The sequence below is a fragment of the Pectobacterium peruviense genome, from assembly GCF_002847345.1.
Taxonomy (GTDB): Bacteria; Pseudomonadota; Gammaproteobacteria; order Enterobacterales; family Enterobacteriaceae; genus Pectobacterium; species Pectobacterium peruviense.
The window spans coordinates 110809-134604 of record NZ_LXFV01000015.1 but is presented as its reverse complement, the minus strand read 5'-3'; the positions used below and the strand labels follow the sequence as shown (position 1 = coordinate 134604).

The following is a 23796-nucleotide window of genomic DNA, read 5'->3' as shown; positions in this document are numbered from 1 at the left end:
ACTGTGTAGCGCATAATGTAGTCAAAGCGCCTGTATTCGCAGGTGCTTTGACTTTTCACTTATTTATCTATGTTTTAGCGACATTTCTTGCTGGACACTGCTTCCTGCCTTTCTTTATCTTAATCCGCATTGCGTATCGTCGGGTTTTTGTTCCTGCCTTCCGGTACAACCCGCTATCTTCAAGGCTTACACCATTGTGAAAATCAAACATCTTCCTTTCGATCAGAATCGTAATGGCTGGTCGGCAGATCTTGTCGATAAACCGAATTATCCGCAGCAGCGGGGGAAAACAACGGCGGATTGGCTGGTGATTGGCGCTGGCTATGCGGGGATCGCCTTTGCCCAGCGTTTGGCTGAACAGCGCCCAGATAAACACATTATCCTGCTGGATGCCGGCGAGATTGGCGACAATGCCTCCGGGCGTAACTCCGGTTTCGTCATCGATTTGCCGCATAACATCGGCAGTTCGACGGCAGAGTTAGAAAAGGCTGCTGCTTATCGCCGCCTGTTGCAGTCCGGCGTGGCGCACCTGAAAGAGAAGGTGGATCGCCATGCTATTGCGTGTGACTGGAGCGTGGCGGGGAAATATCACTGTGCCGTTAGCTCGACATTCAACGGCCTGATCGATACCTATGTCCGTGAATTGAACGACCTTGGCGAACCCTATCAGCTGGTTGAAAAAGACGAACTTGCTCGTCGCCTTGGAACTTCTTTCTATCAACGCGCTGTGTATACCCCCAATTGTATTCTGCTAAATCCGGCAGCTTTGGTTATCGGGCTGGTGGCGAATCTGCCTAAGAACGTGACGGTTTACGCCCATTCTCCTGCGCTGAATATTGAAACTGGATCGCGCATTCGCGTGGAAACGCCCTATGGTGAGATTCAGGCAGATAAGCTGATGATGGCGATTAACGGCGCGGCACGCGGCCTGCCGTTGTTCAATGGTCGGGTTTTTGCCGTAGCGACCTTCGCGACGCTGACTGAGCCGCTGAATGCGGAACAGATTGCACGGATGGGTGATATGCCAGATTGGGGGCTGACGCCGGTCAATGCGCTAGCCAGTGCGACGCTGCGTTACACGCGCGACCATCGCTTCCTGATTCGGGAGCATGTTAAATTTGCCCCTGAGCTGGTTAATAGTGCAGTAGAAACCGGACGCCACGCGCGTCGACATGCTGCTATTTTTGCCCGCATGTTTCCGCAGTTGAGCGACGTTAAAATGGCGCACACGTGGTCAGGGCTGATTAGCGTAACGCGCAATGGTGCGCCAATTTGGGGGCAGCTAAGCGACAATGTCTACGCCTCTGCTGGCTGTAACGGGGCGGGGCTATCGAAGCAAACCGCCGCCGGACATATTCTGGCGGATCTGGCGTTAGGTGAAGACAACCCGCTGATTAGCGATATGCAATCGCTCGGACAGGCAAACTACCTGCCGCCACGCCCTTTCCTTGATGTGGGCGTGAACGGCTACCTGACGAGCGAACGCTGGAAAGCCCGCAGCGAGAGATAACGCCTGTCAGTTAATCGCCGCGATAATCGTCAGCTGATCGTTCAGCCGCTGCTTGGTCAACGCATTGGTGGTGCTGTCGCGCTGTTGCGTCAGTTCCGCCACGCGTTTCTCCTTTTGCGTTGCATCCGGCAGCATCAACGACTTCACGTTGATGGATTGCACGTTGCTGTAGCGGCCATCGTCTGAGGTCGGTACGCTGATTTTTCCGCTGTTGAGCAGTGATTCGACAATTTTGCGTTCATGTTCATAGCCCTGCAATTCCGCCAGCTTCCAGCGCTGCGGCACCGTACCCTCGTATTGACCTTTTTTCACTTCAGTCAAATAACGGATGGTCAGGTTACGAATCGTGCCCGCCTCTTCGCCATATTCCACTTTGGTATCCGACAGCACTGGGAACTGCATGCCTTCCAGCACGCCGCCTTTCTGCGTCAGGTGACCCATACGGTAGCTGTTCATACCCAGACGAATCGGCATATCGTCGGTAACCGGTGTGCCGTTATTCATTTTCAGGTCGGTAATGCGTTGCCCAGCGGGTTTCGTCAGATCGATGGTGTAGGTCACGCCGTCGAAGAAATCATTGGTGGAATATTTGGAGGCACGACGCTGCGGATTGAAACTGTAAGTCACATCCCCGTCTTGCAGCTGGTTGAAGTAACCCGCTGACCATTCCATGTATTTCTTCAGTTCTTTTCCGGTGAGCTGATAAACCGTGATTTCACCGCCTGCGTATTGATAGTTAAAGGCGATGTCTTTTGCGGCAATGGTGCCGATGTTCAGCTTGGGCCGATCATTATCAATTTGCAGTGCGATAACCTGCGCTTTAGGCGCGTAATAGCGGCTGGCTTCCTGGAACAGGGCGCTGATACCTGTGTCCTGTACGTGTACCTGAGGAATGCCTTTTACGGCATCTTGTGGTACCAGATCGTGCTCCATAAGCTGTGCAATCGGACGGTTGGCATTGGCGCGCAGGGTATTGTGATAAGGCTCGTAGATGTCTTCCATCTTGCGATCGGAATCTACGTCTTTAATCGAATAGGTATAGCTGTCTTTATTAATCAGCACGTATTTGCCGTTCTGTTGCTCAAACTGCAAATCGATGCGCGACAGTGCGCGGCCATATCTGTCCGGTTCGGTGACGATCACGCCATTAATCACCTCTTTATCCACTTTTACGTGCATATGACCCGCGACGATGGCGGCTAATTCAGGGTTAGCGCGAGCAATGTCGCCCACGCCTGTGCCCGGCCGCTGGTTCTCGTTATCGATCCCCATATGGGCGACCAGCACGATGGCATCTACTTTGCCGTGGATTTGCTGGATAACCGTTTTTACAGCCCCGACGGGATCGGTAAAGTTCAGTCCCTTCACACGGTCAGTGCCCTTGGCGAATTCAGCGGTCATCGGCGTGTCCATACCAATGATGCCAATCTTCACGCCCTGTCGTTCGACTATTTTATAGGCTGGTAAGTAAGGCTTACCGCTCTCCCAAAAAATATTACCCGCCAGCGCGGTGCCATTGAACTGCTCAAGCGAGGTGGAAAGCACGTTCAGTCCGAAATCGAACTCGTGGTTGCCCATCACCCAGACGTCATAATTCAGGGCGTTAAAACCGAGAATCATCGGGCTGGTGTTGTCATTTTTGAAGGTTTCGACAAAGTTGCCCTGAATGGTATCGCCCGCATCAACCAGAATCACATTTGGCTGCTGCGCACGAACTTTATGTACCTGCGTCGCGATCTGACTCAGACTGCCAGCCATGTTGGCGGTATCGGTAGCGTAATCCCAGGGAACAAAGGTGCCATGCAGGTCGGATGTACCCAGAATCGTGATATTTACCGGTTCTTGAACGGCCATAGCAGAGGTACTCAAACAAAGCAGAAGTGACAGAAGCGTTTTTTTCATTATGTCATCTTAGTGTAATAAGAACTGATAGCGCGAAATTATGCGATTTGCTTCTCATTTGCGCTACAGACTTTGCAAAAGCGGCATAAGAAATGCGATGCAGGATGGGTTTTTCGCCGCCAACACGTTTATCGGTGCTGCGGCGAAGGACTCAAGCGGGAAGATAGAAGTCGAAGCGGTGGCTTTTGGTTTCCAACATAGACTGTGCCGGGACGCCAGCCAGCGGCGGCGCATAGTCTGGACGCTTCACCACGACGCGTTTCTTCGCCAGCGCACGTGCGGGTTCCAGCAGTGCATCGGCGTCGTCATCCGCACCCACCAGTGATTGAAACACCCGCATCTCTTTCTTCACCAGCGCACTCTTTTGTTTGTGTGGAAACATGGGATCGAGATAGACCACATCCGGTGGTGGCGCGATGTCACGCAGCGCCATCATACTGGATGCGTGTAGCAGCGTGAGCCGTTCCCGTAGCCACAGGCCGATTTCTGCATCCTGATAGCCACGCTGCAACCCGTCGTCCAGCAGCGCCGCAACCACCGGATTGCGTTCGACCATGCGTACGTGGCAACCCAATGCTGCCAGTACAAAAGCATCGCGCCCCAGACCCGCTGTCGCATCCACGACATCCGGCAGGTAACCTTTTTTGATACCAACCGCTTTAGCGACGGCTTCACCGCGTCCGCCGCCAAAGCGACGTCGGTGTGCCATCGGCCCAGCAACAAAATCCACGAAGATAGCGCCGAGCTTCGGCTCATCCTGCTTGCGCAATTCCAGACGTTCCGCGGTTAGCACTAGCGCCATCAGCGCATCAGGATCGGAAACCAGTCCCCAGCGCTCAGCCAAAGAAGATAAGGCGCCACTATCGGCGCCTTCTTCTGCGATTAAGCAGATGCTCATCCTTTGATGCCGTAATGCGCGAGCATGGCATCCAACTGAGGTTCACGGCCACGGAAGCGTTTGAACAGCTCCATTGGCTCTTCGGAACCGCCGCGAGTCAGGATGTTATCCAGGAATGACTGACCAGTTTCGCGGTTGAAGATACCTTCTTCCTCAAAGCGGGAATAGGCATCTGCGGCCAGCACGTCGGCCCAGAGATAGCTGTAGTAGCCTGCTGCATAACCGCCCGCGAAGATGTGGCTGAATGCGTGTGGGAAACGACCCCAGCTTGGGCTTGGCACTACGGCTACCTGCGCTTTGATTTCCGCCAGCGTTGGCAGAATCTGTGCGCCTTTCGCAGGGTCAAACTCGGCATGCAGACGGAAATCGAACAGGCCGAATTCCAACTGACGCAGAATGAACAGCGCAGCCTGATAGTTCTTCGCTGCCAGCATTTTCTCCAGCAGTTCCTGCGGCAGCGGTTCGCCGGTTTCGTGGTGGCCGGAGATAAAGGCCAGCGCTTCCGGTTCCCAGCACCAGTTTTCCATAAACTGGCTTGGCAGCTCGACCGCATCCCACGGTACACCGTTGATGCCAGCGACACCGGCGGTATCGATTTGGGTCAGCATGTGGTGCAAGCCGTGGCCGAATTCGTGGAACAGGGTGGTGACTTCATCGTGGGTGAATAGAGCGGGTTTGCCGTTGACCGGACGGTTGAAGTTACAGACCAGATAGGCGACCGGTTTTTGCAGCTCGCCGTTACCTTTACGCAGTTTACCCGCGCAGTCGTCCATCCAGGCACCGCCACGCTTGTGTTCACGGGCGTACAAATCGAGGTAGAAGCTGCCGCGCAGTTCGCCGCTTTCATCGAACAGATCGAAGAAGCGAACATCTGGGTGCCACACGTCCACATCGTTACGTTCTTTGGCTGTGATGCCGTAAATGCGTTTAACCACTTCAAACAGGCCATTCACCGCGCGGTTTTCCGGGAAATACGGGCGAAGCTGCTCATCGCTGATGGAATACAGGTGCTGCTTCTGCTGCTCGCTGTAGTAGGTGATATCCCAAGCCTGCAATTCATCCACGCCGAAGTGTTCTTTGGCGAAGGCGCGTAGCTGTGCGAGTTCTTCTTCAGCCTGCAGACGGGCGCGTTTCGCCAGATCGGTCAGGAAATCTAGAACCTGCTGCGGGTTTTCCGCCATTTTGGTTGCCAGCGACTTGTGTGCGTAGCTGTCGAAACCCAGCAGCAGCGCCAGTTCATGACGCAGTGCCAGCTTCTCCGCCATAATTTCGCTGTTGTCCCACTTGCCCGCGTTCGGCCCTTGGTCGGATGCGCGGGTGCCGAACGCGCGGTACATCTCTTCACGTAGAGCCTGATTGGTGCAATAGGTCATAACTGGCAGATAGCTTGGGATATCCAGCGTCAACAGCCAGCCATCTTGTTCTTTGGCTTCTGCCTGCGCTTTGGCTGCTGCCAGCGCGCTTTCCGGCATGCCATCTAGCTCAGCGACGTCGGTAATCAGTTTGCTCCAGCCCATGGTGGCATCCAGCACGTTGTTGCTGTACTGCGAGCCAAGTTCGGACAGACGAGCGGAAATTTCGCCGTAGCGTTTCTGTTTTTCCGGTGACAGGCCGATACCGGACAGTTCAAAATCGCGCAGTGCGTTATCAACGGATTTCTTCTGCGCCAGACTCAGCGTGGTGTAGTGTTCGCCGTCACGCAGGCTGCGATAAGCCTGATAGAGACCAGCATGTTGACCAACCCAAGTGCTGTGTTCAGACAGCAGCGGCAGACATTGCTCATAAACACCGCGCAGCTCCGGACTGTTCTTCACGGCGTTCAGATGGCTGATAGGGGAAAAAATGCGGCTAAGACGATCGTCGCTGTCCGCCAGCGTCTGACACAGATTATCCCATGTGAACGGCCCCGCTTGCGCGACCACACGCTCCACCGTCTCGCGGCATTCATCCAGCGCAGATTTCACTGCTGGGACAATATCTTCCGTTTTAATGCTGGAGAACGGGGGCAGAGTAAATGAGGTCAGTAATGGATTCGTCATGGTGCCGTCCTGATAATTGTGGGTGATCTCGTTGCCGGTAAGTGGAATCTGTTGAAGAGAGACCAGCAAGGCGGATATCTATTGCGGATTGATTACTAAGATGAGGTCAAGTGCCGTGAAAATCAATGGTAGAGGCGGTGCTCCTCGTGACCAAAGGTGCGTTTTCCCGTCATCAATCAGTCCTGTGCGTTACCTCGATGCGGTCATTAACACCGTGCTAAAGGCATTTCTCTGAAAATTTTTGCTATTTTTCTGCCCGATTTTGTTTTTCGAGTGACCTACCTGATGTGTCTTTTTTTTCAATATTTCAGGGGAATGACAATGGCGATAAACAATCATAATGGTGGGTGCATCGCGCATAAACCCGCCTTGGCGGTCGCGCGGGCAGTCCATTTGGCACTGTCTGGCGTGTTGATCTTAAGTGTCGGAATGGTCGGCTCGGCGCTAGCGGCAGAAACTGCCGCAGCTGTCGCGGCACCGACAATGGCATTTTCCATTCCGGCCGGGCCGTTAGGAGCCACGTTGCAGGCTGTTGCCAGCCGCGCCAATGTCATTCTCACGTTTTCTCCCGATCAAACACAGAATAAAACCAGCGGGAGCGTGCAGGGAACCTACACCGTTCAGGAAGCCTTTTCGGCCGCACTGGCGGGAACTGGACTGAATGCGGTACAGACGGCCACGGGCTATCGACTGGAGTCCACGCTTGCTGCCGAGGGAAGCGACGGCAGCCTGATGATCCCGACGCTCTCGGTTGTCGGCGGTACATCGGACAGCGCCGCTGCCGGACGTTCCGTGTTGCGCCAAGCCGATGTCGATCGCGTACAAGCCGACAATATTGCCAGCCTGCTCGATAAACTTCCCGGCGTATCGATGGCCGGTTCTCCTCGACCGGGTGGGCAAAGCCTGAACATCTGGGGCATGGGCGACATGGAAGACGTCAAAGTCGTTCTGGACGGTGCGCCAAAAGGCTTTGAGAAATACCGCCAAGGCTCGGTGTTCATTGAACCTGAGCTGATTAAGCGTATCGACGTCGATAAAGGGCCGCATGATATTCGCAGCGGTAATGGCGGCTTCGGTGGCACCATTCATGTTGATACCAAAGACGCCAGCGATCTGCTCATGCCGGGAGAAAGCTTCGGTGGGATGGTCAAGTACAGCTATCACACCAACGACCGTCAAAATATCTACAGCGGTGCGCTGTATGGCCGCACGGAAGAGGGGATGGCTGATGGCCTGCTCTACATGAGTAAGCGCGATGGCGACAACATCGAACGTCCTGATGGCACGCGCTTTGTCTACTCGACCAGCGACATGGCGTCTTATTTACTGAAAACCAACATTTATCTGACGGATTCCCAGACGCTGACGCTCTCCGCTATGCGCTCCGAATCTGACGGTTGGCAGCCGTTTGCCGCTAAGCGTGACGATATGGCGGCACCCACACAAAGGGAAGTTGACCTCTATGGCTGGGAAGAGGCTTGGCGACGCAAGCTGGTTTACCGCAATCAGGTCGATAAAAACTACTCGCTGAAATGGAACCTTGCGCCGGAGGATAAGCCGTGGCTGAATCTGACGGCGTCATTTGCTACCTCAAAGACTGAACAGCATGACAGACGCCCTGATTCGGCTTCTCAAGACAGTTTTCTGGGCACGTTAGGGAACGAAAGTTGGGTAAGCTATAAAGATCAGCTGGCGGAAGTCAGTAACGAAAGCCGTTTCAGCACCGGTCCTTTCGACCATGCTGTTCTAGTCGGAATGAGCTGGCACCAGCATAAGCGCGATACGCTTATTTATTACCCGTCTGGCAAGAATAGCGCCGAATATAACTATGGCTATTTACAGCCTTACTACATGCCTGCGGGCGATCAGGAAACGCGTAGTGTCTATCTACAGGATGCGGTTACGCTGGGCAGCGTAACGATCACGCCGGGCGTACGCTATGACCATGTAACCAATACTGGGCGACCCAACATAGCCCCTCGTTATAACAGTAGTAATCCTGCTGCTGGACATGATTACAGCAGCGTGACCTACACCGGTTGGTCGCCGCGAATCGGTGCTTTATGGAAAGCAACGGATAACCTCTCGCTGTTTGCCGATGCCAGCCGCACCTGGCGTGCGCCCGTTATCGATGAGCAGTATGAAGTACAATCTGCGACCTCGGGTGTGCCAGGTAGCAGCCGTAATCTGCAAGTGGAAAGCATTAAAGGCATCCGTCTGGGAGCGATTCTGGACTTCAATAACCTGATGCTGGAAGAGGACAGTCTGCAAATCCGCACCACGCTGTTCCGTAACCGTGGCAAAAACGAAATTTTCAAACGTACGGGCGTGTATTGCGAAGCGTCTGCACAGACAGGCCGTAATTCATCCTGTGCCGGGCCGTTGTCGGTTTACCGCAATCTGACGGGATATACCATCGAAGGGGTTGAAATTGAGTCGTTCTACGACAGCCGCAGGCTGTTTGGTAGCCTGTCCTTCTCCTCGATTCGCGGCGAACGCGATGCTTCACCGCGTAACCCGTGGGGCAATAAAACCTGGATTGCTGAAATCCCACCAACAACCGCACATGCGACGCTGGGCACCAAAATTCCGAGTCTGGATATGGCGGTAGGCTGGACGGGTGATTTCGTGCGTAAGCAGGATCGCTCACCTGCTGACGGCGACCCTCTGGCCTATGGCTGGGCGTTACCGAAGACTAAGGGGTACGTGCTGCATGGTCTCTTCGCAAGCTGGCAGCCGCAGACGATAAAAGGATTTGAAGCGCGTGTGACGGTTGATAACCTACTGAATACCGATTATTACCCATATCTGGGTGAATCCGTGTCCGGTGTGGGACGTAACGTGAAAATCAGCGTGCTACAACGTTTCTGATAGCGTTGTGCGGGGCGGAGGCGATTTCCGCCCCGTTCGCCGGGGCATGTTGCATGGGCGTAATGCAAATTCAGCAAATTTGAATAATTTTCGTTTCGGAACTTGACAGTCAGAGGGAAAAAACATAAATAAGAACGATTATCATTCTTATGTTTAAATAGCGCTCTGGGGTAAAGTTCGATGGTGAGGAAAGCGACGGCCAGCGTGAATGACTTTGCCCAACAGCTCTATTTTGATCACCACCGCTGGTTGTATAACTGGCTGCGCCATAAATTGGATTGTGCCCAGCATGCGGAAGACGTGGCACAGGATACGTTCCTTAGTGTCCTGATGAATCCAGAATTGCTCACGATTCGCCAGCCGCGCCCGTTTCTGGCCACCGTGGCTCGCCGTTTGGTCGCTAATCATTATCGTCGTAAAAAGATTGAAGATGCCTATCTGGATGTGCTGAGTATGCAGCCGGATGCTTGTATGCCATCCCCGGAAACGCGTCTTCTTACCCTCGAAATTCTTGAACAGCTTGATGCCGCGCTAGATGGTCTGCCTGCGCCAGTCAGAGAGGCGTTTCTGCTGGCACACCTCCACGGTATGCGCTACAGCGATATCGCTGAACGTTTACGCGTTTCCAGCAGTTCGGTGAAGCAGTATCTGCAACGTGCCAACCTCCAATGTTTCTTTGCACTACCGCTATGAACCATCGCACTTTTTATCGTGACGGGCAGGGGCAGCCTATTCAACCAGACAGCGCGCGTGAGGCGGTGGTGTGGCTGACACAGCTGATGTCCGACAGCGTCACGGAACAGGATCGCCGTGAGTGGCAGCGTTGGCGGGAAGCCTCGCCGGATAACGAGCAGGCGTGGCAGCATATTGAGTCCGTATGTGCCAATCTGGGTCAGCTTAACGCGCGAGCGGCGCATCAGAGTCTATCGACACTTAACGGTATGCAGCGCCGCAGTGTACTCAAAGCGCTAGCCATTCTCTGTTTAACCGGGGGAGCTGGCGTGGCTGGATCGCGTACGGATGTGTGGCAGTCGTTTACGGCAGATTATCAGACGCAGGTGGGCGAACAGCGCCATGCGGTATTGGAAGATGGCACGACGCTGCTGCTGAATACGCAGACGGCGCTGAATGTGGCCTACGGTGACGATCTACGCCAGCTCACGCTGATTCGCGGTGAAGTCATGATCGAAACCGGCCAGGCGGAGAAGGCCGCGTTGTATCCGCGTCCTTTCGTTGTGACGACGGCGCAGGGAAAGGTGCAGGCGCTGGGGACGCGCTTCAGCCTGCGGGTACAGGATGAACACACGCAGGTGGCGGTATATGACGGCGCGGTAAGGCTTCATCCGCAGCAGAACGGTCAGGATGTACAAGTGATAAAAAGCGGACAGGCAGCGACGTTCACCACGCAGCGCTGTGGCCAAATAGAGACAGCGAAGGCAGAGCCTGCCTGGGTGAAAGGGCAGTTGCTGGCGAATAATCAGCGTCTGGTGGATTTTATTGATGAACTGAGCCGCTATCGCAGCGGCGTGATTCGTTGCCAGCCAGAGGTTGAGAGCCTGCGGTTCTCTGGTGTCTTCCCGCTGTCGGATACCGATAATATTTTGGCGGCGCTGGTGGAGGCGCTTCCTGTGCAGGTGCGTTATTTCTCTCGCTACTGGGTTCAGATTGCTGCGCGATAAGATATCCTGTCAAAGCGTAATAACATTACATTTTATGCTGTTTTCACTTTTTTTCTGCCCGATCCCCGTAGCGGAACGACCCACTATTATCGGTTGCCTGTCTTATACCTAACGATGTGATGAAGAACGCATGATGATTTCCTCGGAACCTCATTCATTGAGAATACTACCTCTGTCTTTGCGGCGAGAGGCGGTGTGCTAATGGCCACACAGACGCTGAAATTCAATACGATTCAGCCTGCAACGACAGTACGTTGGGGAAGTGGCTCGCTGCTGGCGTTGGCGCTACACGCGGGGGTGATTGTCTGGATGAGCTACCATGCTCTCGATTCCTCAATTGAAGCGCCACCGCCTGCCATGATGTTGACGGTCGCGGATAGCGTGCAGTCTACGTCCAGCCCTCAGGATGCGCCTGTTGGCCCGCAGCAAACGCTGTCCACGCCGCAAGCGTCCGCGGCTCAACCGGAAAAAATAACGCAAGACGTGCCGCCGCTCGCGCCTGCACCCAAGCCGGTGATTGCGACGGTGCAAAAGGAAAAACCGCAGCCGCAGAAAAAAGTGCAGAAAAAAATGGAAAAACCGGTGCAGGAGACGACACCGCAGGAAGCGATCGCGCCATCGGAAAAACCGCCCGCACCCGTTACCAGCGCACCGCTGCCGGGCAGCAGCCAGCACGTTGCTGCGCCGTATAACAGCGATGCCGCGCAAATGCGTAAAGGCGTGGCGGACTGGAGTAGCACACTGTTGGCACATCTGAGCCGCCATAAACGCTATCCGGCTCAGGCCGCACGGCAGCGATTGCAGGGTGTCGCTCAGATTCGTGTGACGTTAGATCGAACCGGAAATGTGCTGGCCGTTTCGTTGGCCAGCAGCAGCGGTGTGGCGCCATTGGATGCGGAGTCTGTCGCCTTGCCGAAGCGTGCTCAGCCGCTTCCGGCTCCGCCAGCAGAAGTGATTGGCGATAACGCGCAGCTCACCATCACGATCCCGATTAGCTTCGATTTACGAGAAGCACGCCGCTAGCTGGCATCAACTAGCGCGGCGTGTGTGCATCATAACCAGCATAAAAAAACCGAATCGCGTAAGGGTTGCCCTGTTCAGTAAAGAACTCGGCGACTCTCTCCCGTTCCAGTCCGTAGCGGCGGGATAACAACCCTGCCTCGAAGGCGGCCTGCTGACGGTCGCCTTTGGTTTCCGCCAAGTTATGGGCATACCCGCAAATGTAGCCGCGCCGATAGTCGTAGCAGTAAGGATTAATGTCGTTGGTGGATTTTGGGTTGGCAGATCTCAGCCCCGCGAGGACGCCCCGCTCAAAATGGTTTCCCATGATAATGCTCCGTGAATGATCGCTATATAATAAATAATATAACGCTTGTTTATCACTCACCAGATCTGTTGAAAAATATTCCTGTATTAGCCGCACGCGGTCTTTTCCTGACCAGTATGTATATACTATTGCCCTGCTTGCTGAACGGGCTCGTTGTCTGCGCCTGATGGGCACTCTGAGAATGGAATGGTTAATAAGGAATAACAGCATGATGCACCCGCAAGACGCTTCTCTGGCCATTGGTATCGATCTGGGCACGACGAACAGCCTGATTAGCGTTTGGCAAAATGGCGAGGTTCGCCTGATACCGAATGCCCTGAATGATAATTTCACGCCTTCGGCCGTCAGCATTGATGAAGACGGCAGTATTCTGGTGGGTAAACCTGCGATCTCCCGTTTGACGACGCACCCGCAGGTGTCGGCGTCGCTGTTTAAGCGTTACATGGGAAGCAAGAAAACCTTCAGGCTCGGGGATAAAACGTTCTCTCCCGCTGAGCTGTCGGCCATGGTGTTGAAATCGCTCAAAGCCGATGCAGAAAGTTACCTCGGGCACCCGATCAAGGATGTGGTGATCTCGGTGCCAGCCTATTTCAGCGATGAACAGCGTAAGCAGACGCGTTTTGCGGCGGAACTGGCAGAGTTGAATGCGGTTCGCTTAATTAATGAACCTACCGCAGCCTCTATGGCCTACGGCTTACACACGCAGGAACTGGGGCGTACGCTGGTCTTCGACTTAGGCGGCGGCACCTTCGACGTCAGCGTGCTGGAATACGCCTTTCCGCTGATCGAAGTGCACAGCTCGGCGGGCGACAACTATCTGGGTGGTGAAGATTTCACACAGGCTGTAGTGAAAGCCTGCCTGAAAGCGTGGAAGCTTGAAGATTCAACGATTCCCGCGACGGATCTGGCGCGTCTCTACAGCCAGGCTGAAGCGCTGAAATGCCAGCCCGGTTTTCCCTCTCAATCAAATGAACTGATATGGCACTGGCGCGAGGAAGACTGGCGCATTGTGTTGGATAATGAAGAGATTGAAGCGGCATGGCTACCGCTGATGAACCGTATTCGTGCACCGATAGAGCAGGCGCTACACGATGCTCGTCTGAAGCCAGAGCAGCTAGACCACGTAGTACTGGTCGGTGGGGCATCAAAGATGTCGATTATCCAGAAGCTGGTAGTCAGGCTGTTTGGCAAATTACCTTATCAGCATCTGGATGCGGATACCGTGGTTGCCAAAGGCGCGGCGGTGCAGGCTGCCTGTCGGCTACGCGAGCAGGACATCGAAGAAGTCATCCTGACGGACGTTTGCCCGTACACCCTCGGAATCCGAGTCTCTAATGATAAGCAAAACGGCCTGTTTTCCCCGATATTGGAACGCAATACGGTGGTGCCGACTTCGCGAGTAGAGACGTTTTCCACTGGCGCACCCAGTCAGGACAACATCTGCATCGCGATCTATCAGGGCGAAAGCCCTTACGTCGATAACAATGTGTTCATCGATGAGTTCACTATGCCGATAAAAGCGAAATCTTATAAGCAATCCATTGAGGTGCGTTTCAGCTATGACATCAATGGGCTGCTGGAAGTGGATGTTAACCTACCGGATAGCGGCGATAACTTCACGAAAGTGATCGATCGCAGCCCGACGGGGCTGAGCATCGATCAACAACAGAAAAGCCATCAGAAACTGCAAACGCTGAAGATTCACCCCCGAGATAATCTGATGAACCGTAATCTGCTGGCACGGCTGGAAAAGGCTTGGGCGCAAACGCGTCTGGAAGAGCGGGAGCAGATCGGCTTCTGGCTACGTGACTTTGAACAGGCACTGGCGGGACAATACGCACCGGCGATTGATGAAGCGCGGCAGCGGATTGAGCAGTATCTGGATGAGGTCTCCCGCTAAATATACCCGTCATCTTTCAAGCTGCAGGTGTGTTGGCTTCCCTTACTCACCCCAGTCACTTACTTGAGTAAGCTCCTGGGGATTCCTGCGGTTGCCGCCTTCCTGCAACTCGAAATCTATTGGGTATATGCATGCGTGTAATTGCAGTGCCGCCAGAATCATTTTCGTCAGGCTGGCGTGGTGTCCGTTTCGGTTTTCTTGCCGTGTGGTGGCGGCCCGAATTTATTCCAGCGGTTAAGGCTCGGTGTCAGCAAGGGGAGCAGCAGAAATAGCGGTATGAGTAGGGTGAAGAAACTCATCACCCACGGCGTATTGGAGCCGATATCGTTATAGCGCCGACGCGCGGCACTCAGCAGATTACAGACCAGTAGCGCCATCAGCAGCCCTTCGATATGCGGCGGTGGTGAACCTATCCAGTCACCTGCCCGGTAGAGGCAATAACTCCCCAGCCCACCTTGTATCAGGAAGCCGAGACGGCCAATTCGTGTGTTGGTGCGCCAAAACTGCCACCAGTAGCTTTTTCTGGCCTGCGGTACGTTGAACTGGCGCTCGCGCCGATCGGTACATTGCAGCAGCACTTTTGCTATCAATTTTAGCGCGATGTCTTCATGCGGATAGGACAGATGTTCGGTCAAAAACCGCTGATCGCTATTATCAAACAGGTACTCGGGGTTCTTCGCACAGCTTTGGATCAATTGGCCGATGAGCGTGACGCGTTTGTCGTCGGAGAGCTGTTTTAATGATTTTCCCAACTCATCCGACTCTTCGATAAAGGCGACACGGATGTCTTCTTCCTGCTGGGTTTCAACGGGGAGAGACGCCAGCCGTTCACGGTGTTGCTCCGCCTGATCCTCTTCTCCCACAAGGGCATAAAACGCGTGGAAAAAGATCTGATAAATCATGGGCGACTTCGCCAGTTCCGCCTGCCAGTGGTCATCGGTAAGATAAAAATGGCTGGCAGCAGACTCGCTGTAAGTCTCACTGCTGCCGAGATATTCCTCGATAGCGACGGGGAAATTCATCCAACAATGGTAGTGCAGCGGGTCGGTTAGGTCGAGCTGCTTTTTCAGCGGCATCACCGCATCGCCATCGCGGGATTCTGCCTTGCGAAAGAGCCGAGAGAGTGAATGTGCTGGGTGGGCTAAGGCCAATTCAGGCAGCACCGACTGACGCGATAAACCCAGATAAGAGGTTGGATCGGTCATCATTAATGCAATCAGAATAGCCTGTCTCAGTTCCTCTCTGGCGCTGAGTTCTTGTGGTTTATCGACCCCTTGCTGCACCAGAGACACATCGCACTGGTAGCGTGCAGAAAGCTCAACTAGACAATCATTGATCGGGTCGATTTCTTCCGTATGGATGCCACTGCTATACAGCTTGTTGAGCTGATTCAGCGACAGCGGACGCCATTGTCGCAGCCAGGTTTGTGCTTGCAGCCAGGCGAACGATTTCTGGTTGGTGAACACGCTAGGTAATGCGTCTTCTGACGGCGAATACAGCCACTCTGTGAAGGAATGAATCGCGTCAGAGGTTTCCAGCCAGGATAAGCGTTGCGTCGCCTGGAACTGCAACCCCTGTAAGATCAACGCATACAGCGGTTCGTCAGGTAACGGCTGTGCCAGAATGTCCTGCAATAGGCGCTCATTACCGATGGTTAACATGCTGGCGTGCCAATAAAGGCGATCCTGAATCGCATCCCCGCTGTGTAGCAGCAGGTGCTGATAAATGCCCCGCAGATCCTGTTTTCCCAGCTTCCAGCGAGCGTAGCTTTCCGCCATAGGCGACAGCGGCAGTTTCAGCGCTTCTGCCCAGCGAATCAACTGGTGGGTATTGTGCTGAGAAATGAAGAAACGCTGGCGCGGGTCGTCCAGCGCTAACCCTGTCAGAGTCGGTGCTGGCGTATAGTTTAGTGACTGAACCAATAAGGGGAACGCATCTGGCCGATGTTGTTTACACCAGTCCAACAACCATTTCTCCGCCTGTGCATGGTGAGTTTGCTGATAAAGCGTCAGCCACAGTGCGAAAGCCCGCTCGTCTTCTCCGGTAAGGGAACAGAGGCTGGCGCTGAGCGCGAGCCATTCTGCGTCGTCAGGCGTCTCGTCCAGTTGTTGCAGGCAGTAATCACGCAGTATGGTGTTGGGAACGCTGGCATGGTTGTGCCAGCGCGCGAGCTTTTGCATCAGCGCCGGGCTGTCAGGCCAATAAATGGCGGTTGGATTGCGCAGCAGCGTCGCCAGCATAAACGCCGGGCGATTCCAGTACGTTCCGTTGGCCTGCTGAAAATAGAAGATGGTTTCCAGCTGTGCGGGCAGACTCAGGTGCGACAACAGGGAAAAATCGAACAGATCCTCATAGCCAAGTGAGTCGAGGAAGTTACGGACATCCTCAACTTCGTCACCGGACAGCTCCCCTTGACGCTGCTGCCAACGCAGGCGATCGGCCAGTGCGCGAACACAGAGAATTGAGATGCAGGACTCACGCATCAGACGCTGAAGCAGCGGCCAGCGAATACGATCGATGACATCGAAAGCCTGCTGGTTTAGCAACTGAATGTAGCGTTCCCAACACAGTGAAACGAAGCGTTCGCTTGGGTTACTTAACAGTTGCTCAAACGCGGCGACCAGCTCTTCTGCCAGAGGATCGGCGTGGTCGGTGGCTACCTCTTCGGTTGTTGAAGAGGTGTCGCGTGGTTCGGTGTTAGCGTGTTCTTCATCACCCGACGGCACAGGATTTTTCGCCAGCTTGCAGGCGGTGTCGTACGCCTCGCGCAGCTGTTTGAAGCCATCGGGGTCGGTTTCTGGGTGAAACTGCGGTACTTTTTGACGATAAGCCTGACGGATAACATCCAGATCCTGAGTCGGCTCAATGCCTAATCGCTGCCAGCACAGTGTGTCCATTATAGTTCCGCTTCTGGTAAGGACTCGGGCTTATCCATTTCTATCGGATCAACATCCCAGTCGAGGTCATGAATCGGGCTGTCTGGGTGAGTATAGAGCGTGCCGATTTGGTCAATGTAATCAGGTTTTTGACTAGCATTGCTGAAAATGTAGCGCTGGCATTCAGGATCTTCCTCATCCAGGGAGAGCCAATAAGTGCGGCCAATCAAGAATGCAGCGTAATAATTTTCCCAACTGCGGTAATAGTGGCGCGCCCTGTCGGCCAGCCGAGTGTGAATCCACAGGTTCTCTTTTTCGCTAATCCAGCCGTTGAGTAATCCGATGCGACTTAGGAAACTCATGCGTCCCAGATCCCAGGCGCGGATCCCACCTTCACCGCATAGCGCGGCCGTTTCGGTCACCAGCGCGAGCGCACCCTGTACGTCTTCAGATTGATTGGCGCAATGCTGCTGCCACTCGGATACCGTCAGGTGATGCCAAAGGTGATAGTAATACGCCAAACGCTCAGCATGGCCGCCGTCTGTCATATCGTTAATCATTGATATCAGCCCTTCGCGTGAGGTGATACCCCAGCTGTTGCTTAGACTGATGGTTTCGCCGGGTTCGTAGAAGGTGGGCTCGGAGAAACGGGCATCGTACTTGATATTGAGTGCGACCATCGGGGCGGAAAGCGCCATTAGCCAGCGCTGATATTCAGGTTCCATCAGAATAACGTCCAATTCCATCACATGTTGCGGGCGATCGTACTTTATGTACCTGAATATCGGTAGCTTTCAATCGAATGAAAAACGGCCATGTTTCACAATTTACTGATTTCAGACGATAAAAATTACTGGTTTGCGCGGCGGCTCGCAGGGTGGGGCGTTGTTTCGGTATTGAAGGGATATTTTCCGCCGCAGACGGTTATACTGTCGGTTAATCGACGTTATTTATAAAAACTTCACCGGAAAGCAAGCATGCTTAGTTACCGCCACAGTTTCCATGCCGGCAATCACGCCGACGTGCTGAAACACACTGTTCAGAGCCTGATCATCACTGCCCTGAAAGAGAAAGAAAAACCTTTCCTGTATCTGGATACCCATGCGGGTGCCGGACGTTATCAGCTTAGCGGCCCGCACGCCGAGCGCACAGGGGAGTATCTGGATGGCATCGCGAAAATCTGGCAGCGTGACGACATTCCGGCTGAACTTGAACCTTACATGCAGGCGGTGCATACCTATAACCGCAGTGGACAACTGCGCTATTACCCTGGTTCTCCGCTGATTGCACGCCAGCTACTGCGCGAGTATGACAAACTCCACCTGACCGAGCTGCATCCCAGCGATTTCCCACTGCTGCGCAATGAGTTTCAGAAAGATACGCGCACTAAAGTGTTGCGTGACGATGGTTATCAGCAGTTGAAATCACAGTTGCCACCGCTTTCTCGTCGGGGATTTGTGCTGATTGACCCACCTTATGAACTGAAGACGGACTATCAGGCTGTGGTCAAAGGCATTAAGGAAGGGCATAAACGCTTTGGCACTGGCGTATTTGCACTGTGGTATCCGGTTGTGCTGCGTCAGAATATCAAACGCATGCTGAAAGAGCTGGAAGCCACGGGCATTCGCAACATTCTGCAAATTGAGTTGGCCGTGCTGCCTGACAGCGATCGCTACGGTATGACGGCGTCCGGCATGATTGTGATTAACCCGCCGTGGAAGCTGGCGGCGCAGATGAAGGACGTGCTGCCGTGGCTGCATAACGTGCTGGTACCGGAAGGCACCGGACATACGTTGGTGGAGCAAATCGTACCGGAGTAATGTGCGCGATTGCTGTGGGCGACGCGGTCGGTTTTTCCTATCGCAACCATAGGCATAACCTTTATTGGACATATGGCTCTGGCGTTACACTCTAGGCAAATTTTATTCACTTAAGCATGGATACACTGATGACCAAACACTATGACTACCTTGCTATTGGCGGCGGCAGCGGCGGTATCGCGTCTATCAACCGCGCGGCGATGTATGGACAAAAATGTGCGTTGATCGAAGCGAAATATCTGGGCGGCACCTGCGTCAACGTCGGCTGTGTGCCGAAGAAAGTGATGTGGCATGCGGCGCAGATTGCCGAAGCGATCCATCAGTACGGCCCAGATTACGGGTTCGATACCACGGTGAACCAGTTTAACTGGGGCACATTGGTCAAGAATCGTAGCGCCTACATCGATCGTATCCACCAGTCCTACGATAACGTGCTGGGTAAGAATAAGGTCGATGTCATCCACGGTTTTGCTCGTTTTGTCGATGCGCACACGGTGGAAGTGAATGGCGAGAAAATTACGGCTGACCATATCCTGATTGCGACGGGCGGTCGTCCAGTTCACCCTAACATTCCCGGTGCGGAATACGGCATTGATTCCGACGGCTTCTTTGAGCTGGACGCGCTGCCGAAGCGTACCGCTATCGTCGGTGCAGGTTATATCGCCGTGGAGATTGCTGGCGTGTTGAACGGATTGGGTTCTGAAACCCACCTGTTTGTACGCAAACACGCGCCGTTGCGTAGCTTTGATCCGCTGATTGTCGATACGCTGGTGGAAGTGATGAACACCGAAGGGCCGACGCTGCATACCGAGTCGATCCCGAAAGCGATAGTGAAGAATGCTGATGGCAGCCTGACGCTGGAGCTGGAAAATGGTCAGTCACAAACCGTCGATTGCCTGATTTGGGCGATTGGTCGTGAACCAGTGACGGATAACCTGAACCTGAGCGTTACCGGTGTGGAACTGAACGACAAAGGCTACATCAATGTCGATAAATTCCAGAACACCACCGTCTCTGGTATTTACGCCGTGGGCGATAACACGGGTGCCGTCGAACTAACGCCGGTTGCCGTTGCGGCAGGACGTCGTTTATCCGAGCGTTTGTTTAACAACAAGCCGGACGAGCATCTGGATTACAGCAATATCCCAACCGTCGTCTTCAGCCACCCGCCGATTGGTACGGTGGGGCTAACCGAACCGCAGGCGCGTGAGCAGTACGGCGATGATCAGGTGAAAGTGTATAAATCCGCCTTCACCGCGATGTACACCGCCGTAACGCAGCACCGCCAGCCGTGCCGCATGAAGCTGGTCTGCGTGGGCAAAGAGGAAAAAATCGTCGGTATCCACGGCATCGGCTTTGGTATGGATGAAATGCTGCAAGGCTTCGCGGTTGCCGTCAAAATGGGCGCAACCAAGAAAGACTTCGACAACACCGTCGCCATCCACCCGACTGCGTCGGAAGAGTTTGTGACGATGCGGTAATCATGTAGGGAAGCGGCTCTAATCGCTTTTCTGGAAGACGAAAACATGCTGGTTGAATAGTGAACTATTTAGCCGGCATTTTTTATGCCTAGCCTAACGTCGCTACCTCATTCGCTCACTCGCCAGATGATAAACGCCGCTACGTTCACGCTTGCCTACTGCCACCACGGCGATAATCAATACGTCGTCAATGACTTCATAAACTAAGCGAAAGCCTGACGCCCGGAGCTTTATTTTGTAGCAATCCTTTATCCCTCTTAATTTTGCGGAAGGAATGTGGGGATTTTCGCAGCACTTTTTTAGTTTTTTGGCAAATTGCTGTTGGATGGTTTTATCGAGTTTTAGCCATTCTCTCAGCGCATCTTCCCTGAATTTGACGCTATAGCTCATAGGAAACTATCCAAATCCACGTCAACCAGCGGCTGGTTTTTCCGTTCACCAATCAGCTTAACCAGTTCCTGTTCGTCCAGTGCATCCAGCATTTTTTCGTAGAGATCCGCAGGAATGCAATAAAACGCAGGCTGGTTGCGGTTCAGAATAGCGACAGGTAGGCCATCGCCAGCGTTGACCGTCGCCATCGGGTTCTTTTTCAGTTCACTGACGCTGGCACTGGTATCACTCAATATAATATTCGGCATGGCAGACCTTTAATGACCGGTTAATAGGTCTTTAAAGTAATCAACAAAAGACCTGTTAACAAGTCTTTTGTTGATTTCTTGTACCTGACCAGAGTGGCTTTCTGTCCACGCGATGAAGAAAATGCTGCTTTTATCACGGCATTCACCTTAGTGGTGATAATGATTATCGTTAGTGTTTTGTTTATGATAAGTTGCGGTGAATGGGTTTGATCCCGCTGACTGATTTTTTCCTTACAAAACATACGGCTTTCTCACTATGTCTTTAGCTAACCGCACAACGTCTTCAGCCTATCGGTTGTTCAATTTACGTTTAGAGAGTAAGACGCTGCTCTCGCCTTCATTAGCGCGCTGTGTATTTACTGGCCCGGAAGTGCGCCAGATGAAACTGGATGCACCGGATCAGCGCATCAAACTGCTGTTCGCCAGTGAAAGCGGCGAATTGACGCCGATGGCCGTGAGCGACACTTGGTATCAGGACTATTTGGCGCTGCCGCGTGAGCGTCGTCCGATTCTGCGTACCTATACGCTGCGCTCTGTTTCTCGTGAGTTACAGCAGGCAACGATCGATTTTGTGCTGCACGGTGATACTGGGCCTGCCTCAAGCTGGGCGAGTCATGCCAAACCGGGCGATGCCCTACAGATCGTCGCACCCAACGCGGAAGCCGATGGCGACAGCGGCGGTTATGAATGGGCTCCGCACGCTGGCGTTGAGCAGGTGTTGTTGATTGCGGATGAAACGGCGCTGCCAGCAGCCATGGGCATTCTTGAACAACTGGCGACCCAGCCTTCCCCGCCGTCGGTACAGGCTTTTTTTGAAGTGCCAAAAGCGGGGGATTGCGTAACGCCTAGCGACTTCCCTTTTGCGCAGATTCACTGGCTGCCGCGTGAGGAAACCAGCAGCACAATATGGGGTGAACGTCTGTTGGCTGCGGTGCAACAGGACGTGAAAATCCCTGCTAGTGCCTGTACCAACCGTGATGATATTGCCCAGGAGACGCCGGAAGACGAGCTACTCTGGGAGCGCGCAACGGCGAACCGTCCGTTCTATGCCTGGGTTGCGGGAGAATCCTCTGCCATCAAGCGACTGCGCCGCTATCTGCTCGACGAGCGTCACCTCGATAAAGAGACGATCAACTTTATGGCTTACTGGTCGCATCGCTAAGAGAAAACGTCAGGAGGGATATTCCCTCCTGCGTCTATTTCCCCATCATCTCCGCTAACTGCTTTTCATCCGGCAGCCCGACGACCTGCTGTAGCTCATCCTTATCGTTCAGGTAATAGATGGCTGGCGTGACGTTCGCACCCAGTTCATCCATCAGCCGCTGATTAAGCTGAATGCTATTCCAGATGTCGCGTGAAGTGCTTTCGGGGAACGGAGGCACCATTTTGCCATTCGATAGCTCATATTCATGCCAGGCTTTGGCCGGATCGCTGGCGGCAAGAATCGCTGCGGCATAACGTCCGCTTTCCGGTTTTATCACGCCGACCAGCAACGTTTGCAGTTGCACTTTTCCTGCTTTCACCCACGGTTGTGCTTGCTGCCAGAACTGTTTGCAGTACGGGCAGAACGGGTCGGCAAAGACGATGATTTTACGCGGCGCATCCTTCGACCCTTCGGTGATAAATGGCGCTTGCTGTAATTTCTGCCACATCTCTCGACCGGCAGGAACATACACTTCCTGCTGAATCAGCGCTTCGCTGAGGTTGTTACCGTGTTCATCATACATATAGCCCGAAATGGCATGCTTACCGTCAGGGGTTAAGTAGATGGTTACTCCCACACCCTGATAACTGCCCAGCCAGCCTTGTACGCCACCGGGCGCAGTGAACGGCTTAATGATCGTAATACCCTGTTTTTCGATGCTTTTCACCGCGTCCGGCAGGGCATCTTTCGCTAGTGATGATGCGGAAAGCGTCAATAAGGTGAGTGTGAGGATGAAGCGTTTTATCATGGTGTTGCGCCTGTGTCGTGAATCATTGTCTTCCGGATAGCGTAGCGGAAGGTAACCTATCGGGGGAGCTTATTTACGCTTTCTGAATCAAGGCCAAACGGTGACCTGTCGTTATGCGATCTGGCTGAAGAGAGTGGTTGGGTAGGGTCAGGCTCTGCCGTATATTACGTAGAGAATGGTGCGTTTTGTGGTTTTCCCCTGTTGGAGTAATGAATTACCGTGACCTTGACCGAATCGCTGATTGCTTTTACGTTTGCCGCGATGCTGCTGACCCTGACGCCGGGTTTGGATACCGCGCTGATTTTACGTACCGCTACCGTAGAAGGCAGTAAGAAAGCCTTCCATGCCGCGTTTGGGATTAACGTTGGCTGCCTGATTTGGGGCGCGATGGTGGCGTTTGGTCTGGGAACGTTGATTGCGGCGTCGGAGCTGGCCTATAACATCCTGAAATGGTGCGGTGCGGCTTATCTTTGCTGGTTAGGTTTGCAAATGATCCTGAAACCCAGAACCGAGCTGGTGATGACAGCGTCGCAAACTACGTCGAAGCATCAAAACTGGTTTCTCCGCGGCATGCTGGGTAACGTACTCAATCCGAAAGTCGGTGTGTTCTACGTTTCATTCCTGCCGCAGTTTATCCCCGCTGGTCATTCGGTCGTGCTATGGACTTACCTGCTTGTTCTTATTCATGTCTTTATCGGCACGCTGTGGTCGACCACGTTGATTGCTGCCACATGCCCGTTGGCGCGTTTTCTGCGTCGTGGCTCGGTGGTTAAATGGATGGATCGAACAACGGGCGTGGTCTTTTTAGCGTTCGCCGCACGTCTGGCGTTCTCCCGGCGGTAAGCTTCGTGCCATTGCGCTGATGTTAGCAGTGATGTGATTAAAGCGTTTGATTACTAATCA

At 53.7% G+C, this 23796-nt stretch carries 19 protein-coding genes; 10 read left to right on the top strand and 9 right to left on the bottom strand.

Annotated features, from left to right (window positions below; all coding sequences use genetic code 11):
* Positions 1-196: 196 nt before the first annotated feature.
* Entirely contained in the window at positions 197-1510 is a 1314-nt protein-coding gene (locus A0G03_RS13140) for an NAD(P)/FAD-dependent oxidoreductase (RefSeq protein WP_048258130.1), read from the top strand.
* 6 nt (positions 1511-1516) lie between these two features.
* On the opposite strand, the gene A0G03_RS13135 is transcribed toward A0G03_RS13140, so the two are convergent.
* The 3 genes from A0G03_RS13135 to prlC form a co-directional block, all read right to left on the bottom strand.
* On the bottom strand, positions 1517-3412 hold the full coding sequence (locus A0G03_RS13135; RefSeq protein ID WP_048258131.1) for a bifunctional metallophosphatase/5'-nucleotidase: 1896 nt from the start codon (positions 3410-3412) through the stop codon (positions 1517-1519).
* Positions 3413-3563: 151 nt separating this feature from the next.
* A complete protein-coding gene (gene rsmJ, locus A0G03_RS13130; RefSeq protein ID WP_048258133.1) occupies positions 3564-4310 on the bottom strand; it encodes a 16S rRNA (guanine(1516)-N(2))-methyltransferase RsmJ in 747 nt (248 codons plus the stop codon).
* Positions 4307-6349 carry an oligopeptidase A gene (prlC, locus tag A0G03_RS13125; protein WP_048258134.1) on the bottom strand — a complete coding sequence of 681 codons (2043 nt, stop codon included), beginning with the start codon at positions 6347-6349 and terminating at the stop codon, positions 4307-4309. Before prlC ends, rsmJ begins: the two co-directional genes overlap by 4 nt.
* Positions 6350-6670: 321 nt before the next feature.
* On the opposite strand from prlC, the gene A0G03_RS13120 reads away from it, so the two are divergent.
* The 4 genes from A0G03_RS13120 to A0G03_RS13105 all read left to right on the top strand — a co-directional run bounded on the left by A0G03_RS13120 (position 6671) and on the right by A0G03_RS13105 (position 11922).
* The gene (locus tag A0G03_RS13120) at positions 6671-9220 is read left to right on the top strand and encodes a TonB-dependent receptor (protein WP_048258135.1); all 2550 of its coding nucleotides are present in this window, start codon (positions 6671-6673) and stop codon (positions 9218-9220) included.
* 180 nt (positions 9221-9400) lie between these two features.
* Positions 9401-9913, top strand: a complete 513-nt coding sequence (locus tag A0G03_RS13115) for a sigma-70 family RNA polymerase sigma factor (RefSeq protein WP_048258136.1) — start codon at positions 9401-9403, stop codon at positions 9911-9913.
* A complete protein-coding gene (locus tag A0G03_RS13110) occupies positions 9910-10899 on the top strand; it encodes a FecR domain-containing protein (RefSeq protein WP_048258138.1) in 990 nt (329 codons plus the stop codon). The genes A0G03_RS13115 and A0G03_RS13110 overlap by 4 nt, the downstream gene beginning before the upstream one ends.
* A gap of 201 nt (positions 10900-11100) precedes the next feature.
* The gene (locus A0G03_RS13105; protein ID WP_048258139.1) at positions 11101-11922 is read left to right on the top strand and encodes a TonB family protein; all 822 of its coding nucleotides are present in this window, start codon (positions 11101-11103) and stop codon (positions 11920-11922) included.
* A gap of 10 nt (positions 11923-11932) precedes the next feature.
* On the opposite strand, the gene A0G03_RS13100 is transcribed toward A0G03_RS13105, so the two are convergent.
* Positions 11933-12226: a DUF2623 domain-containing protein gene (locus A0G03_RS13100; protein WP_005968196.1), complete on the bottom strand. Its 294-nt coding sequence runs from the start codon at positions 12224-12226 to the stop codon at positions 11933-11935.
* A gap of 208 nt (positions 12227-12434) precedes the next feature.
* Between A0G03_RS13100 and A0G03_RS13095 the strand changes: the two genes are divergently transcribed.
* Positions 12435-14126 (top strand): molecular chaperone HscC, encoded by a 1692-nt coding sequence (locus A0G03_RS13095; RefSeq protein WP_048258140.1) that lies wholly within the window; start codon positions 12435-12437, stop codon positions 14124-14126.
* Positions 14127-14293: 167 nt separating this feature from the next.
* On the opposite strand, the gene A0G03_RS13085 is transcribed toward A0G03_RS13095, so the two are convergent.
* The gene (locus A0G03_RS13085; RefSeq protein ID WP_048258141.1) at positions 14294-17023 is read right to left on the bottom strand and encodes a J domain-containing protein; all 2730 of its coding nucleotides are present in this window, start codon (positions 17021-17023) and stop codon (positions 14294-14296) included.
* The gene (locus A0G03_RS13080) at positions 17023-17727 is read right to left on the bottom strand and encodes a DUF1266 domain-containing protein (RefSeq protein WP_048258291.1); all 705 of its coding nucleotides are present in this window, start codon (positions 17725-17727) and stop codon (positions 17023-17025) included. The genes A0G03_RS13085 and A0G03_RS13080 overlap by 1 nt, the downstream gene beginning before the upstream one ends.
* Before the next feature lie 252 nt (positions 17728-17979).
* Here A0G03_RS13080 and A0G03_RS13075 point away from each other — a divergent pair, with 252 nt between their 5' ends.
* Positions 17980-18822, top strand: a complete 843-nt coding sequence (locus tag A0G03_RS13075) for a 23S rRNA (adenine(2030)-N(6))-methyltransferase RlmJ (RefSeq protein WP_048258143.1) — start codon at positions 17980-17982, stop codon at positions 18820-18822.
* 128 nt (positions 18823-18950) lie between these two features.
* Positions 18951-20303: a glutathione-disulfide reductase gene (gorA, locus tag A0G03_RS13070; protein WP_048258292.1), complete on the top strand. Its 1353-nt coding sequence runs from the start codon at positions 18951-18953 to the stop codon at positions 20301-20303.
* Positions 20304-20405: 102 nt separating this feature from the next.
* On the opposite strand, the gene A0G03_RS13065 is transcribed toward gorA, so the two are convergent.
* A complete protein-coding gene (locus A0G03_RS13065) occupies positions 20406-20693 on the bottom strand; it encodes a type II toxin-antitoxin system RelE family toxin (protein ID WP_048258145.1) in 288 nt (95 codons plus the stop codon).
* On the bottom strand, positions 20690-20941 hold the full coding sequence (locus A0G03_RS13060; RefSeq protein ID WP_048258146.1) for a type II toxin-antitoxin system Phd/YefM family antitoxin: 252 nt from the start codon (positions 20939-20941) through the stop codon (positions 20690-20692). Before A0G03_RS13060 ends, A0G03_RS13065 begins: the two co-directional genes overlap by 4 nt.
* Positions 20942-21197: 256 nt before the next feature.
* Here A0G03_RS13060 and A0G03_RS13050 point away from each other — a divergent pair, with 256 nt between their 5' ends.
* Positions 21198-22103, top strand: a complete 906-nt coding sequence (locus A0G03_RS13050; protein ID WP_048258148.1) for a siderophore-interacting protein — start codon at positions 21198-21200, stop codon at positions 22101-22103.
* Between the two features lie 34 nt (positions 22104-22137).
* Here the strand turns inward: A0G03_RS13050 and dsbG are convergent, their stop codons facing one another.
* Entirely contained in the window at positions 22138-22893 is a 756-nt protein-coding gene (gene dsbG / locus A0G03_RS13045) for a thiol:disulfide interchange protein DsbG (protein ID WP_048258149.1), read from the bottom strand.
* 219 nt (positions 22894-23112) lie between these two features.
* Between dsbG and A0G03_RS13040 the strand changes: the two genes are divergently transcribed.
* Positions 23113-23736: a LysE family translocator gene (locus A0G03_RS13040; protein ID WP_048258150.1), complete on the top strand. Its 624-nt coding sequence runs from the start codon at positions 23113-23115 to the stop codon at positions 23734-23736.
* Positions 23737-23796: the final 60 nt, after the last annotated feature.